The sequence below is a fragment of the Bradyrhizobium sp. BTAi1 genome, from assembly GCF_000015165.1.
Taxonomy (GTDB): domain Bacteria; phylum Pseudomonadota; class Alphaproteobacteria; order Rhizobiales; family Xanthobacteraceae; genus Bradyrhizobium; species Bradyrhizobium denitrificans.
Map to the genome: position 1 here is coordinate 7,422,515 of NC_009485.1, position 19,159 is coordinate 7,441,673.

The following is a 19,159-nucleotide window of genomic DNA, read 5'->3' on the forward strand; positions in this document are numbered from 1 at the left end:
GTCGGGACAATGGAGCTTTTCACCAACCAGGTCCTGGCCGGAATCGCGACCGGTGCGATCTATGCCTGCATGGCGCTCGCGGTCGTGATGATCTACCAGGCGATCGACCATCTCAACTTCGCGCAAGGCGAGATGGCGATGTTCTCGACCTTCGTGTCGTGGCAGCTGATGCAATGGGGCGTGCCCTATTGGGGCGCCTTCGTGCTCACCTTGGCGTTCTCCTTCGCTGGCGGCATCGTCATCGAGCGGGTGCTGTTCAAGCCGCTGGCGAAGGCGCCGATCCTGACCCAGGTCGCCGGCTTCATCGCGCTGTTCTCGATCATCAACTCCTGCGCCGGGCTGATCTGGGACTTCACGATCAAGCAATATCCGACGCCGTTCGGCTCGACACCGTTCCTCGGCAGCCAGCTGATCTCGACCCATCAAGCGGGCATGATCGGCATCACGGTGCTGCTGCTGATCGGGCTCTACGTGTTCTTCCAGTACACCCGCATCGGCCTGGCGATGCGGGCGGCGGCCTCGGTTCCTGAATCCGCGCGGCTCGTCGGCATCAACACCTCCTGGATGATCGCGCTCGGCTGGGGCATGGCGGCGGCGATCGGCTCGATCGCCGGCATGCTGATCGCGCCCGTCGTCTTCCTCGAGCCCAACATGATGGGCGGCGTCCTGATCTACGGCTTCGCCGCGGCGGTGCTGGGGGGCCTCACCAGCCCGTTCGGCGCCGTGCTCGGCGGCTTCCTGGTCGGCATCTTCGAGAACCTCGCCGGCACCTACATCCCTCATGTCGGTAATGAGATGAAGCTCCCGATCGCACTGGCGCTGATCATCACCGTCCTGGTCGTCAAACCCGCCGGTCTGTTCGGCCGCAACATCGTGAAGCGAGTCTGATCATGAGCGCAATCGAGGAAGTCGGGTCTCAGGCGCCCGCGGTCGAGGCGGTTCCGAAGCGGGCCATGACCCTCAGCTCCGGCACGGCCTTCGTCGTCGTGCTGCTGCTCCTGGTCGTGCCGCTGTTCGTCAAGAACTTCATCATCTTCCAGATGACGATGCTGCTGATCTACGGCCTCGCGGTGCTGGCGTTGAACATCCTGACCGGCGGCTCGGGCCAGTTCTCGCTCGGCCAGAGCGCCTTCTATGCCGTCGGCGCCTATACGTCGGCGATCCTGATGGAGCAGTACAATATCAACTACGCGCTGACCCTGCCGGTCGCCGGCGTCGTCTGCTTCGGGTTCGGCTTCCTGTTCGGCCAGCCGGCGCTGCGGCTGTCCGGCGTGTACCTGGCGCTGGCAACCTTCGCGCTCGCCACCGCTATGCCGCAGATCCTGAAGCTCGGCTTCTTCGAGCACTGGACCGGCGGCGTGCAGGGCCTGGTCGTGACCAAGCCGGACGCGCCGTTCGGTCTGCCGATGTCGCAGGACATGTGGCTGTACTACTTCACGCTGGCGATCACGATCGCGATCTACATCTTCTCGGTGAACCTGCTGCGCTCGCGCTCCGGCCGGGCCTTCATGGCGATCCGCGACAATGAGATCGCGGCCTCCGCGATGGGCATCGACGTCGCCACCTACAAGACGCTGGCATTCGGCGTCAGCGCCGGCATCACCGGCGTGGCCGGCGGTCTTGGCGCCATCGCGGTGCAGTTCGTCGCGCCCGACAGCTACACCATCGTCCTCGCCATCTCGCTGTTCCTCGGCATGGTGGTCGGCGGCGTCGGCTGGCTGCCCGGCTCCTTCATCGGCGCCGCCTTCATCATCTTCGTTCCGAACATCGCCGAGGGCATCTCCAAGGGCCTGTCCGGCGCGGTGTTCGGCGTCCTGTTGTTCCTCATCATCTTCCTCGTGCCGCACGGCGCGCGGCAGGTGGCGATGGTGGCTCAGCAACTGCTGAGCAAAGTCCGTAAGACCTAAGGAGGACATCTTGCACGTGATGCAACAATTACGAATCGCCGCGCTCGCGACGGCGGTCATCGCACTCACCTCGGGCGGCGCACTCGCCCAGAAGAAGTACGACACCGGCGCGTCCGACACCGAGATCAAGATCGGCAACATCATGCCCTATAGCGGACCCGCATCCGCCTATGGCGTGATCGGCAAGACCGAGGAAGCGTATTTCAAGAAGATCAACGCCGAAGGCGGCATCAACGGCCGCAAGATCACCTTCGTCACCTATGACGACGCCTACTCGCCGCCCAAGGCGGTCGAACAGGTGCGCAAGCTGGTGGAAAGCGACGAGGTGCTGCTGGTCTTCAACCCGCTCGGCACGCCCTCCAACTCGGCGATTCAGAAATATCTCAACTCCAAGAAGATCCCGCAGCTGTTCGTCGCGACCGGCGCCACCAAGTGGAACGATCCGAAGAACTTCCCCTGGACCATGGGCTGGCAGCCGAGCTACCAGAGCGAGGGCCGCATCTACGCCAAGTACCTGCTGAAGGACAAGCCGGGCGCCAAGATCGGCGTGCTGTTCCAGAACGACGATTTCGGCAAGGACTATCTCAAGGGCCTCAAGGACGGTCTCGGCGACAAAGCCGCGAGCATGATCGTCATGGAGGAGAGCTACGAGACCTCCGAGCCCTCGATCGACGGTCACATCGTCAAGCTGAAGGCATCGGGCGCCGACGTGTTCTTCAGCGTCACGACGCCGAAATTCGCGGCGCAGGCGATCAAGAAGCTGGCCGAGATCGACTGGCATCCGCTGCATCTCGTCGTCAACGTATCGGCCTCGGTCGGCAGCGTCATCAAGCCGGCCGGCTTCGAGAACTCGCAGGGCATCCTCTCGGCAGCCTATGCCAAGGACGCTGCCGACGCACAGTGGGACAACGATCCCGGCATGAAGAAGTTCTTCGAGTTCCTGCAGCAGTATTATCCCGACGCCAACAAGCTCGACAGCTCAGTGGTGTATGGTTACGGCGCAGCACAGACGCTGGTGAAGGTACTGCAGATGTGCGGTGACGATCTGACCCGCGCCAATGTCATGAAGCAGGCGGCCAGCCTGAAGGATTTCACGCCGGATACCATGCTCCCCGGCGTCAAGATCAACACCTCGGCGACCGACTTCGCCCCGATCGACCAGCTGCAGATGATGCGGTTCAAGGGCGAGAAATGGGAGCTGTTCGGTGAGGCGATCAGCGGCGCCATCGAGTAATCCTGCGTCAGCCAGCAGCTCTGTCTGCCCTGCCCTCCGCGCCAGCGCGCGGGGGGCTTTTTGTTGCGCCGCGTCGCCATTGCGTCCGCCGGTGCATCGCCACCGCTTTACTGATCTCAGGCTGTTCTTGCAGAGCAAGCGCTCGCCGAGATTGCCGATCTCGCAGCTGCACATCGAGGCGGCCAACGCCGGCCGCGAAAACACGGCCCGTGCCGCGATGTCGCAGCCGTGGCTCCCCCGCTCTGCTATAGTTCGCAGGCTAACAAGAGCTTCCGACAAGGAAGCCGCGACACGTCATCCAGAACCAATACGGGAGATACGCACCATGATGATCACGCGCAGGGCAGCCCTCGCCTCCGCTGCCGCCATCGTCCTCGCCTCGAGCAGCGCATTCGCCGCGGACAAGAAATTTGACACCGGCGCTTCCGACACCGAGATCAAGATCGGCAACATCATGCCCTATAGCGGCCCTGCCTCGGCCTACGGCATCATCGGCAAGACGGAGGCCGCCTACTTCAAGAAGATCAACGCCGAAGGCGGCATCAACGGCCGCAAGATCAACTTCGTCTCCTATGACGACGCCTATTCCCCGCCCAAGGCGGTCGAGCAGGCGCGCAAGCTGGTCGAAAGCGACGAGGTGCTCCTGATCTTCAACTCGCTCGGCACGCCGTCGAACAGCGCGATCCAGAAATACATGAACGCCAAGAAGGTGCCGCAGCTGTTCGTCGCGACCGGCGCCACCAAGTGGAACGATCCATCCAACTTCCCGTGGACCATGGGCTGGCAGCCGAGCTACCAGGCCGAATCGCGCATCTATGCCAAATATCTCCTGAAGGAGAAACCCGGCGCCAAGATCGCGGTGCTGTACCAGAACGACGATTACGGCAAGGACTATCTGAAGGGCCTCAAGGACGGGCTCGGCGCCAAGGCCGCCAGCATGATCGTGATGGAGGAGAGCTACGAGACCACCGAGCCCACGATCGACAGCCACATCGTCAAGCTGAAATCGACCGGCGCCGACGTCTTCATGAACATCACGACGCCGAAATTCGCCGCGCAGGCGATCAAGAAGGTGAAGGAGATCGACTGGAAGGCGCTGCACCTGCTCAACAACGTCTCGGCCTCGGTCGGCAGCGTGCTGAAGCCGGCCGGTTTCGAGAACTCGCAGGAGATCATCTCGGCCGCCTATCTGAAGGACGTCTCCGATCCGCAGTGGAAGGACGACCCGGGGATGAAGCAGTTCCTCGACTTCATGGCCAAGGAGTTCCCGGAGGGCGACAAGCTCGACGGCGGCACTGTCGTCGGCTATGCCGTGGCGCAGACCCTGGTGCAGGTGCTGAAGCAGTGCGGTGACGACCTCACCCGTGAGAACGTGATGAAGCAGGCCGCATCCTTGCGCAATTTCCGGACTGAGATGCTGCTGCCGGGCATCACGATCAACACCTCGGCGACCGACTTCGCACCGGTGAGCCAGCTGCAGCTGATGCGCTTCAAGGGCGAGAAGTGGGAACTGTTCGGCGACGTCATCTCGGCCGATGTCGGCGGCTGATCTCAGGGCGCAGATGTAACCTGACTCCTGCGGCGTCGCGCCGCAGGAGTCGCTGTCTCCCAACATCTCGGCGATCTTTGCCAATGATTTCTTAAGCTAGCAGGAGAAAGACAGGCGGGCATGCGCCGGCGGCAGTTACCTGCCGGACGCTGCTGCGCTATTGGGGGCTCGTTCGGAGTGAAACGAGTCGCCCGCGCTGCGGGCGGATCCAACAACAAGGCCAAGCTCCAAGGCCCAGAAGGAGTCCCCCCACGTGACCACTGCCCTCACCCGCCGCACCGTCTCCAGCCTGCTCGGCCTTGCCTTGGTCGGCGCCGCGGCCGGCAGCGCATATGCCGACAAGAAGTACGACACCGGCGCCAGCGACACCGAGATCAAGATCGGCAACATCGTGCCCTATAGCGGCCCGGCATCGGCCTATGGCTCGGTCGGCAAGGCGATGACGGCCGTGTTCAAAAAGGTCAATGATGAGGGCGGCATCAATGGCCGCAAGATCAATTTCATCTCCTATGACGACGCCTATTCGCCGCCCAAGACGGTGGAGCAGGCGCGCAAGCTGGTCGAGAGCGACGAGGTGCTGTTCCTGTTCGGCGTGCTCGGCACCGCGCCCAACACGGCGATCCAGAAATATCTCAACGCCAAGAAGGTGCCGCAGCTGTTCGTCGCGACCGGCGCCACCAAGTGGAACGAGCCGAAGACCTTTCCCTGGACCATGGGCTGGCTGCCGAGCTACCAGTCGGAGGCCCGCATCTACGCCAAATATCTCACGGCGCAGCAGCCGAGCGGCAAGATCGCGGTGCTGTATCAGAACGACGACATGGGCAAGGACTATCTCAAGGGCCTCAAGGACGGGCTCGGGGATCCATCGCGGCTGGTGCTGGAGGAGAGCTACGAGATCGCCGAGCCAACGGTGGAGTCGCACATCGTCAAGATGAAGTCGGCCAATCCCGACATCGTGGTGCTGTTCACGACGCCGAAATCCGGCGCCCAGGCGATCAAGAAGCTCGGCGAGATGAGCTGGAAGCCGCTCACGATCATTTCCAATGTCAGCGCCTCGACGGCGGCGGTGATGCGGCCGGCCGGTGTCGAGAACTCACAAGGCGTGATCTCGGCCGCCTACGCCAAGGATGCATCCGATCCGCAATGGGCCAATGACCCAGGCCTGGGCGCGTTCAAGGACCTGTTGGCCAAATATCTGCCCGAGATCAACCCCGTGGATTCGTCGGCGCTGACCGGCTACAACATCGCCACCACAATGGTCGAGGTGCTGAAGCGATGCGGCGACGAGTTGACCCGCGCCAACGTCATGAAACAGGCGGCAAGCCTGAAGCAGTTTGCGCAAGGCGGGCTCCTGCCCGGTGTCACGCTGACCACGGGGCCCGACGATTTCCAGCCGATCGAGCAATTGCAGCTGATGCAGTTCAAGGGCGAGCGGTGGCAGCTGTTCGGCGAGGTCATGAATGGCGAGCTGAAGTAAGCCGCCTCACCGACGCGGGCGGCGCCGCATGAGCAGCCGCCGTCCGTTGTTGCGCGCCATCTTTGATGCCGCGGTCGCCGCCGCTCATCCCGACATCGTGCTGCCGGCCTATCTGCCGGCCGCTCCGAAGGGGCGGATCATCTGTCTCGCCGCCGGCAAGGGCGCGGCCGCCATGGCGTTCGCCGCCGAGCGGCACTACCTCGACACGCTCAAGGTCGATCCGGCGCGGCTGGCGGGCATCGCCACCACCCGTCACGGCCATGGCGTGCCGACCCGGCGGGTCAAGGTGATCGAAGCCGGGCACCCGATGCCGGACGAGGCCGGCCTGAAGGCCGCCGACGAGACCCTGCAGCTCGCCGCAACCGCCGAGACCGACGACCTCATGCTGGTGCTGCTGTCCGGCGGCGGTTCCGCCAACTGGATTGCGCCGGCGCATGGCGTGAGCTTCATGCAGAAGCAACAGCTGACCCGCGCGCTGCTGCGCTCAGGCGCTCCGATCGGCGAGATCAACACCGTCAGGAAACATCTGTCGCGCATCAAGGGCGGCCGGCTGGCCCGGGCCGGGCAGAAGGCGGAGATCGTCACGCTCGCGATCTCCGACGTGCCGCATGACGATCCCTCGGCCATTGCCTCGGGGCCGACGGTGCCGGATCCGACCACGCTGGCCGATGCCCGCGCGATCATTGCGAAGTACCAGCTCGAGATCGACCCGGCGATCGCCCGGGCGCTGGATGATGCGGCCAATGAGAGCTGCAAGCCGGGCGACGCGGCCTTCGCCCGCGCCTCGTTCGAGCTGATCGCGCGCCCTGCCTCCGCGCTGGAGGCTGCCGTGGCCAGCGCCAGAAACGCCGGCTACGACGTGCTCGACCTCGGCGCCGATCTCGAGGGCGAGGCGCGCGAGGTCGCGGCCGATCACGCCAAGCTGGCGCGCGAGGCGCGCGCGCTCGGCCGCCGCATGGCAATCATCTCCGGCGGCGAGCTCACGGTGACCGTGCGCGGCCAGGGCCGCGGCGGGCCGAACCAGGAATACGCCCTCGCCTTGGCCGACCTGCTCCAGGACATGGAGGGCGTCGCGGCGCTCGCCGGCGACACCGACGGCGCCGATGGCGGCGGCGGCAGCGCCTCCGATCCGGCCGGCGCGCTGGTCGATGCCGAGGTCATCGCGGCGATGCGGGCGCAGCACCTGGATCCGCAGGCCTATCTCGCCAACAATGACGCCACCGCATTCTTCGCGGCAACCGGCGGCCTGCTGCAGACCGGCCCGACGCTGACCAATGTCAACGACGTCCGCGTGATCCTGGTCGATTGAGGGCGCCCGATCGGCGCCCTCAGAAGTCCTCGGCGATCTTCGTCAGCATCGCCAGCAGCGTCTCGCGACCGTCCGGACCGAGCAGCTCGTTCAGCCGCGCCTCATGCTTGGTCACGACCAGCTTCTTGGCCCGCGCCAGCACGCTTCTCCCCTTGTCGGTCAGCATCAGGATGTGCGAGCGGCGGTCATTGGCAGAGCGGACCCGCGAGCAGAGGTCGCGGCTTTCCAGGCTGTCCAGCAGCGAGACGAAGTTCGGCCTGAGAATGCCCAGCGTATTGGCAATCTCGGTCTGGTTCCGACCGGGATTGCCGTCGAGCAGCAGCAGCACCGAGAACTGGGCCGGCGTCAGCTGCAGCGGCGCAACGCAGCGCAGGAAGTCCTCGAACACCTTCAACTGCGCCCGTTTCAGCACATAGCCGAGCAGATCGGAGAGCTCGCCGAGCTGGACCGCTTGCGTCTCGTCGACGGCTACGGCAGCTTCCTTTCGGCTTTCCCTGTGGGGCCTGCTGACGGGTTTGGCGCTATCGGCCATCAGAAACCGCCAAGATCATCGCACCTGCTTCCATCCCTGGTCTCGAATGCCGCAGCCGGAACAGCGGCCTTGAGATTATAATCGATAATTGTTATCCACTATACCAAACACGGGCAGGCGAATTCAACTGCCCGGCCGGCGAGAAGGCGCGCGGCGCCGCCCGCATCCGGCCATCACAGAGGGGGAGCGTCCTGTCTTGAACACAACGATCTTGCTGTTCCTGTTGCAGGACGGCATTACCAACGGCGCGATCTATGCCCTGCTTGGGCTGGCGCTGGTGCTGGTATTTGCCGTCACCCGGGTGATCCTGATCCCGCAGGGCGAATTCGTCACCTATGGCGCGCTCACTTACGCCTCGCTCGCCGCCGGCCGCATGCCGGGCACGGCGAAGCTTGCCGTGGTGATGGGCCTCATCGCGTTTGCCTTCGACCTCTATGCGATGCGCAAGACGCTGCACGTGCCGAAGATCGCGCGAACGTTCGGCCTCAACATGGTCTTTCCGGTGATCGTTCTGCTGGCCAGCCTATGGGCCGCTGACCAGCGCATGCCGGCGGGCGTCAGCCTGGTGCTGTCGCTGCTGATCGTGGCCAGCATCGGTCTGTCGCTGTACCGCATCGTGTTCCAGCCGCTCGCCCACACCTCGGTGCTGGTGCTGCTGATCGCCTCGGTCGGCGTGCATCTGGCGCTGCAGGGCCTGGGCCTGCTGTTCTTCGGCGCCGAGGGCCAGCGAGGCCCGACCCTGCTCACCGCCAGCGCGACGCTCGGCTCGCTGCGCTTCACCGGCCAGGGCATGGCGGTCTACGGCATCACCATCGCCTTCATCGTCGGCCTCTGGCTGTTCTTCGGCCTGACCCTGTACGGCAAGGCGCTGCGCGCCACCGCCGTCAACCGGCTCGGCGCCCGTCTCGTCGGCATCCGCACCACGCTGTCCGGCCAGATCGCCTTCCTGCTGGCCTCCACGATCGGCGCGCTCTCCGGCATCCTGATCGTCCCGATCACGACGCTCTATTACGACACCGGCTTCCTGATCGGCCTGAAGGGTTTCATCGCCGCGATCATCGGCGGCCTGATCAGCTACCCCCTGACCGCTGTGGCTGCCCTTGTCGTCGGCATCGTCGAGGCGTTCTCCTCGTTCTACGCCTCGAACTTCAAGGAAGTGATCGTCTTCACGCTGCTGATCCCGGTCCTGCTGCTGCGTTCGCTCGCCGCGCCCGCGGTCGAAGAAGAGAAGGATTGAGCCGTGCGCGAGCGTTGGCCTCTCATCGTCTTTGCCGTCCTCGTCGCGGCGATCCCGTTCATCCCGGGCGTGCCGCCGTTCTGGATCGTCCTGCTCGACAATATCGGCCTGTCCGCCTTGGTCGCGATGGGCCTGGTGCTCTTGACCGGCGTCGGCGGTCTCACCTCGTTCGGCCAGGCCGCCTTCGTCGGCTTCGGCGCCTACACGACTGCGGTGCTGTCGGCGCAGTACGGCGTCTCGCCCTGGCTGACCCTGCCGCTGTCGCTGCTGGTCTCCGGCCTTGCGGCGGTGCTGCTCGGCCTCGTCACCGTCAGGCTGTCCGGGCATTACTTGCCGCTCGGCACGCTCGCCTGGGGTCTCGGCCTGTATTATCTCTTCAGCAAGCTCGCCTTCCTCGGCCGCAATGACGGCATCTCCGGCATCCCGCCGCTCTCGATCGGCAGCCTCAAGATGCTCGATCCCGGCACGATCTATTTCGCGATCTGGGCCGCCGTGCTGATCGCAGCGCTGCTGACGATGAACCTGCTGGACTCGCGCACCGGCCGCGCCATCCGGGCCCTGCGCCGCGGCCATATCGCGGCCGAGGCGTTCGGCGTCTACTCGCCGCGCGCCAAGCTGCTGGTGTTCATCTACGCGGCCGTGCTCGCCGGCCTGTCCGGCTGGCTCTATGCGCACTTCACCCGCGCCGTGAACCCGACGCCGTTCGGCGCCCAGGCCGGCATCGAATATCTGTTCGTCGCGGTCGTCGGCGGCGCCGGCTATGTCTGGGGCGGCGTGCTGGGCGCGGCGATCGTCGTGATCCTGAAGGAGGTGCTGCAGAGCTACCTCCCGCTGCTGCTGCATGGCGAAGGCCAGCTCGAGACCATCGTGTTCGGCATCCTCCTCGTCACCCTGCTGCAGCTCGCGCCGACCGGCCTGTGGCCCTGGCTGACCGCGCGGCTGCCGTTCAAGCCGCTCGCCAAGAAGCCCGACACCTCGATCGCGCTGCCGGCCCGGGCGCGCTCCGCCTCGGCGCCAAGCGTGCTGCTGCAGGTCGACAACGCACGAAAGCAGTTCGGCGGCGTGGTTGCGGTCAACAACGTCTCGTTCGACGTCCAGGCCCGCGAGATCGTGGCGCTGATCGGCCCCAACGGCGCCGGCAAGAGCACGACCTTCAACCTGATCACCGGGGTGCTGCCGCCGACCTCCGGCAACATCTCCGTGCTCGGTAAGGCCGTGGGCAACGCGCCGCCGCAGGATGTCGTCAAGCTCGGCATTTCCAGAACCTTCCAGCACGTCAAGCTGGTGCCGGACATGACGGTGCTGGAGAACGTCGCGATCGGCGCGCATCTGCGCGGCCATTCCAATGCGCTCTCCAGCATGTTCCGGCTCGACCGCGGCGACGAGGCCAAGCTGCTCGCGGAGGCGGCGCGTCAGATCGAGCGTGTCGGGCTCGGCGACCAGATGCACCAGCTCGCCGGCTCGCTCTCACTCGGACAGCAGCGCATCGTCGAGATCGCCCGCGCGCTGTGCGTCGATCCGATGCTGCTGCTGCTCGACGAGCCGGCCGCGGGCCTGCGCCACATGGAGAAGCAGCGCCTTGGCGCGCTGCTGCGCGACCTCCGCGCCGGCGGCATGTCGGTGCTGCTGGTCGAACACGACATGGGCTTCGTCATGGACCTCGCCGACCGCATCGTGGTGCTCGATTTCGGCACCAAGATCGCCGAGGGCACACCAGCCGCGATCAAAACCAATCCCGAGGTGATCAAGGCGTATCTCGGAGCCACCGCATGAGCACCTTGCTGGAAGTCACCGACGCGCACGTCTCCTACGGCAAGGTCGAAGCGGTCAGGTCCGTCTCGCTCACCGTCGCCGAGAACGAGATCGTCACCATCATCGGCGCCAACGGCGCCGGCAAGACGACGCTGCTCAGCGCCATCATGGGCGTGTTTCCGCTCAAGGGCCGCGTCTCGTTCCTGGGGGAGGACCTGGCCCGCTACGAGATCGAGGACCGCGTCGCACGCGGCCTCTGTCTGGTGCCGGAGCATCGCGAGCTGTTCGCGAGCATGAATGTCGAGGACAATCTGCAGCTCGGCGCTTTCAGAATGTCGAAGGCGCATGCTGCCAGAGGCTTCGAGCACGTCTACACGCTGTTCCCGAAACTGAAGGAGCGGCGCAAGCAGCTTGCCGGCACGCTGTCCGGCGGCGAGCAGCAGATGCTGGCGATGGGCCGCGCGCTGATGGGCGCGCCGAAGATGCTGATGCTGGACGAGCCGAGCCTCGGGCTGGCGCCGATCATCGTCGCCGGCATTTTCGAGATCGTCGCCAAGCTGCGCGAGGAAGGCGTCTCGGTGCTGCTGGTCGAGCAGAACGCCAAGGCTGCGCTGAAGGTCGCCGACCGCGCCTATGTGATGGAGCTCGGCGAATTCGTGCTCAATGGCAAGGCCAGCGAGATCGCGACTGACCAACGCGTCGCGGCGAGCTATCTGGGCTTTGCCGAGGCGGCGGCCAGCTGAGCCTGATGTGAAGCGGGAGGCGCCGTCTCAGGATGGCGGCTGTCGCGACAACAGGAAGTCGACCATTACGCGCTCCAGCGCCCGGTACATGTCGGTGCCAGTCGCCGTCAGGCAGCCGCGCTCACGCGCGGCGGCGATGAACGGCGAGACCTCGGGACGCGTGATCACGCAGCCGCAATAGGCTGACGGGCTCACCGTCGCCATGTCGACCGGCAGGGGATCGCCCGGCTGCATGCCGGCCGGCGTCGCGTTCGCCACCAAGTCGAATCCGGTTGCATCCATGGCGCCGATCAGCGCCCGGCCCCTACCCCGCTCATTGAGGCGCGCGATCAGCGCATCACGCCGCCCGGCGTCGCTGTCGTGAATCGCGAGCTCACGCACGCCCGCATCGATCAGCGCCAGCGCAATCGCCGATCCGGCGCCGCCGGCGCCGATCTGCAGCGCGCGGGTGCCGTTCGGATCAAAGCCCTTGGCCCGCGCAGCACCGACGAAGCCCAGGCCATCGACCATGTCGCCATGCCAGCCGCCATTGGGGCTGCGCCGCATCAGGTTGACCGCGCCGATGAAATGCGCACGCTCGGTGGCGGTGGCGCAGGCGCGGTAGCAGGCGAATTTGTGCGGGATGGTCGCGACGATGCCATCGAGATTCTTCACGCGCGTCGCCGTCGCGAGGAAGCCGGCGAGATCAACTGGTGCGACCTGGACTGGGACGAGGATCGCATCGCTGCCACGCTCCGCAAAGGCCCGGCTGACGCCGGCCGGCGCGCGCACCTGCGCGATCGGATCACCGATGATGATGTGGAGCCGGGTCGCTCCGGTGGGGACGGGAATCATGCAGGGCCTCCGTGAACCAAAAAATCATGGTCCTCATAGCCGAAAGGCCGGCTCACAGAGCCGGCCTTTCTGATCTTGCCATGGTTCGCGCGACTTATTTCGCCGGGACGTATTTGCCGTCCTTCACAGTCAGGATGATGCGGGCGCGGTCGTCGAGGCCGGAGCGGTCCTTTTCGGTGAAGTTGTAGACGCCCTGGGAGGCCGCCAGGTCCTTTTCGGAGAGCAGCGCCTGGCGGATCGCCTCGCGGAACTCCGGGGTGCCGGGCTTGGCGGTTTTCAGTGCCACCGGGATCACGCGCTTGAGGATCTCGAACGCGTCGTAGGAATGGCCGGCGAACTGGCTGCGGCTGTTCGGGCCATACTTGCCCTCATAGGCCTTGTTGAGCTCGAGGCCGGGCTTCTTGGTGAGCGCGCTGTCGTCCTGGGTTTCCGGCGACATCACCGGACCCGAGGCCATGATCACGCCCTCTGCCGCCTTGCCGGCGATGCGGATGAAATCCATGCTCGCCGCGCCGTGGGTCTGATAGATCAGGCCCTGATAGCCGCGCTCGCGCAGCTCGGTCTGCGGCAGCGCGGCCGCGGTGCCGGAGGCGCCGACCAGGATCGCATCCGGATTGGCGGCGACCAGCTTGAGCACCTGCCCGGTGACGGACGTGTCGGGGCGGGCAAAACGCTCCTCGTCGACGATGGTGATGCCCATCGGCACGCCCTGGTTCTTGAGATCGTTGAACCAGAGATCGCCGTAGGAGTCGGAATAGCCGATATAGCCGACGGTCTTGATGTTGTGCGCCTTCATGTGCTCGTAGAGCACCTTGCCCATGATCGGCACCGGCTGCGGCATCACCACCGACCACTTCATCCGCTCCGGCGTGACCGGGAACGGCGCCAGGCCGAAATGCGGAATCCCGGCTTCGTTGGCGACGTTGGACACCGCGATCGTCGGCGGCGTCAGCGCCGAGCCCATGATGATGTCGGCCTTGGACTCGGTCACGAAGCGCCGCGCGTTGGTGGTCGCCGTGGTCGGATCGCCGCCGTCATCCAGCACGATCACCTTCAGCGGCACGCCGCCGATCTCCTTCGGCACGAATTCAAGCGCATTGCGCTCGGGAATGCCAAGCGCGGCGCCCGGGCCCGTGGTGGTGGTGGTGATGCCGATGGTGATTTCGCTGGTCTGCGCCAGCGCCGGCGCAGAGGCTAGCATCGCGATGACGCCTGCCGCCGCCAGATAGGCCTTTCTCATTCAATCCTCCCTCAATCTTTTCGGTTCAGCTCGTGATCCGCCGATCCTGTTTGCAGTCCCGCCCTGATCCAGGGCGCCTTCGATCTCGGCCGGCCGACATGTGTCCAAACGTGATCCTGGTATTGAACACGAGAAGATCACGTCTCACCAGTCGACCAAAGCACGACAGAGATTCATCCTTAAGACGGCCGCATGTCGCACCTGTTGCAGCGCCTCACCCTCCAAGAAACTTGCTCCGCATCTCCTCGGGAAAAGGCGCCGATTTCAGCTTGTCCGGATCGGCCGGATCGCGCCCGACCAGCACCCGGGTCTCGAACCCTTCAATGGCCAGCGCCTCGCCCTTGAACACCTTGTGGGTGACGTCGAACGAGGAGCGCTTAATGCTCTCGATCCGGCTCTCGATCGTGATCCAGTCGCCGTAGGTCGAGGGGATGTAGAACTTGGCCCGTGTGTCCACCATGGGAATGCCGACCAGGCCGTAACGGCGGACGATGTCCTGCTTGGAGAAGCCGGCCGCCTCGAACATCACCGAAGTGGCGTCGTCGAACATCGCGAAATAGCGCGGATAGTAGACGATATTGGCGGGATCGCAGTCGCCCCACTGGATCTGCACGTCGCGGCGATTGACGAACATCGATTGTGAACCTCGCTACAAGCCGCGGAGAATATTGCGCTCCCTCTCCCCGTTCTTACGGGGAGAGGGCTGGGGTGAGGGGCAACCACACCCACCGACCTCGCGGAGAGCCCCCCTCACCCGGATTGCATCTGCCGATGCAATCCGGCCTCTCCCCGCACGCGGGGAGAGGCTGGGAGCCTGCTCATGGCCGGCGGCCGAACTCATTCGAACATTCAATCCTACTTCGGCGCCATGCGCAGCGAGCCGTCGAGGCGGACGACTTCGCCGTTCAAATAGGCGTTCTCGACCATGTGCAGCGCGAGCGCGGCGAACTCGTCGGCCTGGCCGAGCCGGCGCGGGAATGGGATCGCGGCGGCGAGCGAGTCCTGGGCCTCCTGCGGCAAATTGGCGAGCAGCGGGGTCAGGAACAGGCCGGGCGCGATGGTCAGCACGCGGATGCCGAACTGCGCGAGCTCGCGGGCGATCGGCAGGGTCATGCCGACGATGCCGCCCTTCGACGCCGAATAGGCCGACTGTCCGATCTGGCCGTCATAGGCCGCGACCGAGGCGGTGTTGATGACGACGCCGCGCTCGCCGGTTGCCTGCGGCTCCAGCTTGGTCATGCCGTTGGTCACAAGGCGCAGCATGTTGAAGGAGCCGATCAGGTTGACCTTGATGACCTTCTCGAAATCGGCCAGCGGCATCGGGCCGTCGCGGCCGACCACGCGCTTGGCGACGCCGATGCCGGCGCAGTTCACCAGCACGCGCGGCTGCTGTCCGAGCGCCTCGACCGCCTTGGCAACGGCGGCTTCCGCGCCGGCCGCGTCCGAGACGTCGCAGACCACCGCCACGCCCTTGATCTCGGCGGCAACCTCCTCCGCCAGCTTGGCGTTGAGGTCGAACACGGCGACCTTGGCGCCCTGCGCCGCGAGCTTGCGGGCGGTGGCGGCGCCGAGGCCGGAGGCGCCGCCGGTGACGATGGCGGCCTGATCCTTCAACAACATGTCGTTTCTCCCTTGAATGCGGCGGTCAGCGGGCCAGGATGATGTCGTCGCCCGGTGTCGCGGCGTAGATGCGCTCGATCAGGTCCTTGCGGTTCTCCAGCACGGCGCGCTGGTTGATCGAGCCCTTGTCGGTGACCTCGCCCTTGTCGATCGACAGCGGCACGCCAAGCAGCACGGCGCGCGTGATCCGCGTCGAGGAGCCGGTCGCGGTGCCCTGGAATTTGGCAAAGCGCTCGCGGAAGGCCGCGACGATCAGCGGATCTGCCGCGGTCGCGGCGAGATCGTCCATCGGCAAGGTCGGGTTGATCAGGCGGCAGCCGTCGAGATCGAGCACGACGATGGCGGCGATCTCGTCGCGGTTGATTCCGGCGATGATCACGTCGCGCGCCAGCGGTGCACAGGCGGCGACGAAGCGCGCGCGCAACGGACCGACCGAGACCCAGGTGCCGGAGGCGAGCTTGAAGTCCTCGGCGACACGGCCGTCGAAATCGAAACCAGCGTTGAAATCGTTGGGATCGACGGGCTTCAGCGCGTCGCCCATCTGATAGTAGCCCTCGGAATCGAACGCCGCGGCCGAGACCTCGGGCAAGCGCCAGTAGCCCGGCGTGACGTTCGGCCCCTTGGCGCGCACTTCCATCTTGCCGTTGTTGGGCACAAGCTTGGCTTCGTTGCCCGGCACCGGCAGGCCGACATGGCCGGAGCGGCTGGTGCGCGGATTGACCGACATGAAGAACGGCGCCGTCTCCGTCGAGCCCAGGCCGGTCAGCATCGGCACGCGAGTGCCGGTCTCGGCCACCGACAGCTCATCGAGCTCGTTCCAGACATGCGGCGCCAGCGCGGCGCCGGAGAAGAACATCGCATGCAGCCGGCTGAAGAAGGTCTTCCGCAGGCCCGGATCCTCGCGGAAATAGGGCAGCAGCGACTCGTAGCCCTTCGGCACGTTGAAATAGACCGTCGGCGAGATCTCGCGCAGGTTTCGCACCGTCTCCTCGATGCCGCCCGGCACCGGCTTGCCCTGGTCGAGATACATCGAGCCGCCGTTGAACAGCGTCAGCCCGATATTGTGGTTGCCGCCGAAAGTGTGATTCCAAGGCAGCCAGTCGATGATCACGGGCGGCTCGTCCTTCAGGAAGGCGAGCGTCTCGCGGATCATCACCTGGTTGGCGCAGATCATGCGCTGAGTGTTGATCACGGCCTTCGGATTGCCGGTCGAGCCCGAGGTGAGCAGGAATTTTGCGATCGTGTCCGGACCGATCTTGTCGTGGACGGCGTCGAGGCCGGCAAACAGCGGCGAGGCGATCAGATCGGCGAGCATCGTGATCTTGCGGCCCGGCACCGAACCGAACGACGCCACGATCTCGGTGCCCTCAGGCACGTTGGCAATGAGCGCGTCCGCGAACTTGTCGGCGTCGTCGACGAAGACGAGGCCCGGCGTCAGCAGCTTCATCAGATAAGCGAGCTTGCCGTAGTCGCGCGATACCAGCGAATAGGCCGGTGACACCGGGCAGAACGGCACGCCGGCATAGAGCGAGCCGAACGCGACCAGGGCATGGTCGATCGAATTGCCCGACAGAATCATCACCGGCCGGTCGGGCGACAGGCCGCGCGCGAGCAGCCCCGACGCGATGTGCCGGCTCGCCGCCAGCAGCGTGGCGTAGCTCAGCTCGCGCCAGCCTTCCGGCCCGACGCGCTCGGCCATGAACACGCGCTGCGGCGTGGCCTTTGCGAAGTGATGCAGCCGGTCCGTGATCCGCAGCGGATAGTCGCCGAGCGGCTGCGTCGGGCGGAGATAGATGGTGCCGTCGTCGCGGCGCTCGACGTTGACGACGGGATCGTTGAACGAGATGGCGCGCAACGGATGAACACTGGCGCTCCGCGCCGTGCTGTCCGTTCCCCCCTGTGTGATTGTTTTTGTTTGCGCGGTCATGTCACGTCGGCTTCACTTTGGCTGTCTTGTGATCGAGGAAGGCGCGAATGCGGCGCTTGGCCTCCTGATCGCTCTGCGCGACGGTGGCCATCAGCGATTCCATCAGCAGACCGGTCTGCGGGTTGGCCTCCGCAATCATCGGCAATGCCTGCAGCACCGCGAAATTCGTCAGCGGCGCGTTGCTCGCAATCTTGCCAGCGAGCTCCATCGCCTTGGTCATCGATGCGCCCGCTTCGACCAGATATTGCGCGAAGCCGTAGGACGAACCTTCGGTCGCCGAATAGACGCGGCCGGTGAGCATCATGTCCATCATGCGGGCGACGCCGATCAGGCGCGGCAGCCGCACCGAGCCACCGCCGCCGACGAAGATGCCGCGCTGGCCCTCGGGCAGTGCGAAATAGGCGGACGGCTCAGCGACGCGGATATGAGCGGCACAAGCGAGTTCGAGACCGCCGCCGATGACCGCCCCTTTCAGCGCGGCGATCACGGGCACGCGGCAATATTGGATGCGGTCGAACACGCGATGCCACATCTGCGAATGCACGAGGCCCTCGGTAGCGTCGCGCTCGCGCAGCTCGGAAAGATCCAGGCCGGAGGAGAAATTGTCGCCGAGGCCGTGGATGACGACGACGCGAACGTCGTCCGGCAGACCGGCAAAGCAGTCGCCGATGGCGAGGATGATGCCATCATTCAGCGCGTTGCGCTTGGCGGGGCGATTCAGCCCGATCGTCAGGACGGCGCCCTGCTGTTCGATCTGCAGCAGCGACGGATCCCCCGCAGGCGTGGCGGTGTCGGCGTTTCCCATGGGCTCTATTGTGTCCTATCCAGAATAGTTATATTTTATAACGATCTTGCCAGGAGTCAATAAGCGGGCTCCGATATCATGTTGTGCAATGCAAAAAGAGCGGCGCCGGAATGAACTACGCGATGCGACGCGCGGCGCATCGTACGGCGCAACCGCGCAAAGGCAAATGACATGATCGGGCGTTCCCGCGGCAAAATCACGCCCGGGACGGGTCGAGATCGGCCCGCATCACGTGCCAAGGGCGCAGGCAGGGCCAGGCGCCGACTGACGCCGTCGTCGTCGTCCGCCTACTAACAACAACACAGGCGGCAGCAGGTGCGGCCGGACCGACGCGGCTTTCGGACATGAATGGCGGGCAACATCGCATTCAGCATGGCTTCAAAGCGCGCAAGGTAGAACGTCACCACACTTCCCAATGGAGGGGATCATGGTTTCGCTGAAGAAATCTATCGCAGGCGGCATCGCCGCGCTCGCTGTGACTGCAACCCTGTTCGCCGGCGCGGCGCCAGCGCAGGCCCATGACGGCCGCAATGCGGCGCTGATCGGCGGCCTGGTTGTCGGAGCCCTCATCGGTGGCGCGCTGGCATCGGACGCGCAGGCGTATGAGCCCGCCCCGGTCTATCGCTCCCAATACCACTACCAGCCGCGATACCAATACCGGTCCCACTATCGCGACGCGGCGTATGACGGCTACGGCGACGAGGGCTACCGTTACGTGCCGGCTCACCGCTATCGCAATTGCGACCACGGCTACCGCAGGGCGTCGGATTGGGACGACGAGGATTAGTTCGACGTCTCACCGGTATTCGAGCAATCCGATCGTCTTGCTCAACGCCACGGCGCCCCCCCAAGCTCCGCTCTCGTCCCTGCGCTCGCTGGGACGACAGCAGTGGATTGAGTCACATCTCACAGCCACACCGTCATTGCGAGGAGCGCAGCGACGAAGCGATCCAGAATCCCGCCCACAGCCCTGGATTGCTTCGCTGCGCTCGC

Annotated in this window: 17 protein-coding genes; 10 read left to right on the forward strand and 7 right to left on the reverse strand. The window is 65.3% G+C overall.

From position 1 onward, the window contains the following. The first annotated feature begins 9 nt into the window (after positions 1–9). From BBTA_RS33160 to BBTA_RS33185, 6 genes are all read left to right on the forward strand, one after another. Positions 10–888 carry a branched-chain amino acid ABC transporter permease gene (locus BBTA_RS33160; protein ID WP_012046889.1) on the forward strand — a complete coding sequence of 293 codons (879 nt, stop codon included), beginning with the start codon at positions 10–12 and terminating at the stop codon, positions 886–888. A gap of 2 nt (positions 889–890) precedes the next feature. After that, positions 891–1,907, forward strand: a complete 1,017-nt coding sequence (locus tag BBTA_RS33165) for a branched-chain amino acid ABC transporter permease (protein WP_012046890.1) — start codon at positions 891–893, stop codon at positions 1,905–1,907. A 19-nt stretch (positions 1,908–1,926) separates the two neighbouring features. Beyond that, positions 1,927–3,141: an ABC transporter substrate-binding protein gene (locus BBTA_RS33170; RefSeq protein WP_012046891.1), complete on the forward strand. Its 1,215-nt coding sequence runs from the start codon at positions 1,927–1,929 to the stop codon at positions 3,139–3,141. Between the two features lie 325 nt (positions 3,142–3,466). Continuing rightward, entirely contained in the window at positions 3,467–4,690 is a 1,224-nt protein-coding gene (locus BBTA_RS33175) for an ABC transporter substrate-binding protein (protein ID WP_012046892.1), read from the forward strand. Between the two features lie 253 nt (positions 4,691–4,943). Then, positions 4,944–6,167 carry an ABC transporter substrate-binding protein gene (locus BBTA_RS33180; protein WP_012046893.1) on the forward strand — a complete coding sequence of 408 codons (1,224 nt, stop codon included), beginning with the start codon at positions 4,944–4,946 and terminating at the stop codon, positions 6,165–6,167. A 28-nt stretch (positions 6,168–6,195) separates the two neighbouring features. Then, positions 6,196–7,476, forward strand: a complete 1,281-nt coding sequence (locus BBTA_RS33185) for a glycerate kinase (protein ID WP_012046894.1) — start codon at positions 6,196–6,198, stop codon at positions 7,474–7,476. Positions 7,477–7,495: 19 nt separating this feature from the next. Here the strand turns inward: BBTA_RS33185 and BBTA_RS33190 are convergent, their stop codons facing one another. Beyond that, positions 7,496–8,008 (reverse strand): MarR family winged helix-turn-helix transcriptional regulator, encoded by a 513-nt coding sequence (locus BBTA_RS33190; RefSeq protein WP_012046895.1) that lies wholly within the window; start codon positions 8,006–8,008, stop codon positions 7,496–7,498. A 196-nt stretch (positions 8,009–8,204) separates the two neighbouring features. On the opposite strand from BBTA_RS33190, the gene BBTA_RS33195 reads away from it, so the two are divergent. From BBTA_RS33195 to BBTA_RS33205, 3 genes are read left to right on the forward strand one after another with little or no spacing between them, the layout of a single operon-like run. After that, positions 8,205–9,245, forward strand: coding sequence for a branched-chain amino acid ABC transporter permease (locus BBTA_RS33195; protein ID WP_041751053.1), 1,041 nt, complete (start codon positions 8,205–8,207; stop codon positions 9,243–9,245). A 3-nt stretch (positions 9,246–9,248) separates the two neighbouring features. Further along, positions 9,249–11,018, forward strand: a complete 1,770-nt coding sequence (locus tag BBTA_RS33200) for an ATP-binding cassette domain-containing protein (protein ID WP_012046897.1) — start codon at positions 9,249–9,251, stop codon at positions 11,016–11,018. Beyond that, positions 11,015–11,740 carry an ABC transporter ATP-binding protein gene (locus tag BBTA_RS33205; protein WP_012046898.1) on the forward strand — a complete coding sequence of 242 codons (726 nt, stop codon included), beginning with the start codon at positions 11,015–11,017 and terminating at the stop codon, positions 11,738–11,740. Before BBTA_RS33200 ends, BBTA_RS33205 begins: the two co-directional genes overlap by 4 nt. A 27-nt stretch (positions 11,741–11,767) precedes the next feature. Here BBTA_RS33205 and BBTA_RS33210 read toward each other — a convergent pair whose 3' ends face one another. The 6 genes from BBTA_RS33210 to BBTA_RS33235 form a co-directional block, all read right to left on the reverse strand. Further along, positions 11,768–12,574 carry a shikimate dehydrogenase gene (locus BBTA_RS33210; RefSeq protein WP_012046899.1) on the reverse strand — a complete coding sequence of 269 codons (807 nt, stop codon included), beginning with the start codon at positions 12,572–12,574 and terminating at the stop codon, positions 11,768–11,770. Between the two features lie 94 nt (positions 12,575–12,668). Then, positions 12,669–13,814, reverse strand: a complete 1,146-nt coding sequence (locus BBTA_RS33215; RefSeq protein ID WP_012046900.1) for an ABC transporter substrate-binding protein — start codon at positions 13,812–13,814, stop codon at positions 12,669–12,671. A gap of 214 nt (positions 13,815–14,028) precedes the next feature. After that, on the reverse strand, positions 14,029–14,448 hold the full coding sequence (locus BBTA_RS33220) for a thioesterase family protein (RefSeq protein ID WP_012046901.1): 420 nt from the start codon (positions 14,446–14,448) through the stop codon (positions 14,029–14,031). A 221-nt stretch (positions 14,449–14,669) separates the two neighbouring features. Then, entirely contained in the window at positions 14,670–15,434 is a 765-nt protein-coding gene (locus BBTA_RS33225) for an SDR family NAD(P)-dependent oxidoreductase (RefSeq protein ID WP_012046902.1), read from the reverse strand. Between the two features lie 25 nt (positions 15,435–15,459). Beyond that, positions 15,460–17,361, reverse strand: a complete 1,902-nt coding sequence (locus BBTA_RS33230) for a feruloyl-CoA synthase (protein ID WP_049795430.1) — start codon at positions 17,359–17,361, stop codon at positions 15,460–15,462. Position 17,362: 1 nt separating this feature from the next. After that, entirely contained in the window at positions 17,363–18,166 is an 804-nt protein-coding gene (locus tag BBTA_RS33235) for a crotonase/enoyl-CoA hydratase family protein (RefSeq protein WP_012046904.1), read from the reverse strand. Positions 18,167–18,593: 427 nt separating this feature from the next. Here BBTA_RS33235 and BBTA_RS38350 point away from each other — a divergent pair, with 427 nt between their 5' ends. After that, entirely contained in the window at positions 18,594–18,953 is a 360-nt protein-coding gene (locus tag BBTA_RS38350) for a hypothetical protein (RefSeq protein WP_012046905.1), read from the forward strand. Positions 18,954–19,159 lie beyond the last annotated feature (206 nt).

Bases quoted from the DNA above. Each gene is read 5' to 3' on its own strand.
- BBTA_RS33165 (WP_012046890.1), top strand. From the start codon at position 891: ATGAGCGCAATCGAGGAAGTCGGGTCTCAGGCGCCCGCGGTCGAGGCG.
- BBTA_RS33215 (WP_012046900.1), bottom strand. From the start codon at position 13,814: ATGAGAAAGGCCTATCTGGCGGCGGCAGGCGTCATCGCGATGCTAGCC.
- BBTA_RS33205 (WP_012046898.1), top strand. From the start codon at position 11,015: ATGAGCACCTTGCTGGAAGTCACCGACGCGCACGTCTCCTACGGCAAG.
- BBTA_RS33235 (WP_012046904.1), bottom strand. From the start codon at position 18,166: ATGGGAAACGCCGACACCGCCACGCCTGCGGGGGATCCGTCGCTGCTG.
- BBTA_RS33225 (WP_012046902.1), bottom strand. From the start codon at position 15,434: ATGTTGTTGAAGGATCAGGCCGCCATCGTCACCGGCGGCGCCTCCGGC.
- BBTA_RS38350 (WP_012046905.1), top strand. From the start codon at position 18,594: ATGGTTTCGCTGAAGAAATCTATCGCAGGCGGCATCGCCGCGCTCGCT.
- BBTA_RS33230 (WP_049795430.1), bottom strand. From the start codon at position 17,361: ATGACCGCGCAAACAAAAACAATCACACAGGGGGGAACGGACAGCACG.
- BBTA_RS33220 (WP_012046901.1), bottom strand. From the start codon at position 14,448: ATGTTCGTCAATCGCCGCGACGTGCAGATCCAGTGGGGCGACTGCGAT.
- BBTA_RS33175 (WP_012046892.1), top strand. From the start codon at position 3,467: ATGATGATCACGCGCAGGGCAGCCCTCGCCTCCGCTGCCGCCATCGTC.
- BBTA_RS33210 (WP_012046899.1), bottom strand. From the start codon at position 12,574: ATGATTCCCGTCCCCACCGGAGCGACCCGGCTCCACATCATCATCGGT.
- BBTA_RS33170 (WP_012046891.1), top strand. From the start codon at position 1,927: ATGCAACAATTACGAATCGCCGCGCTCGCGACGGCGGTCATCGCACTC.
- BBTA_RS33190 (WP_012046895.1), bottom strand. From the start codon at position 8,008: ATGGCCGATAGCGCCAAACCCGTCAGCAGGCCCCACAGGGAAAGCCGA.
- BBTA_RS33160 (WP_012046889.1), top strand. From the start codon at position 10: ATGGAGCTTTTCACCAACCAGGTCCTGGCCGGAATCGCGACCGGTGCG.
- BBTA_RS33185 (WP_012046894.1), top strand. From the start codon at position 6,196: ATGAGCAGCCGCCGTCCGTTGTTGCGCGCCATCTTTGATGCCGCGGTC.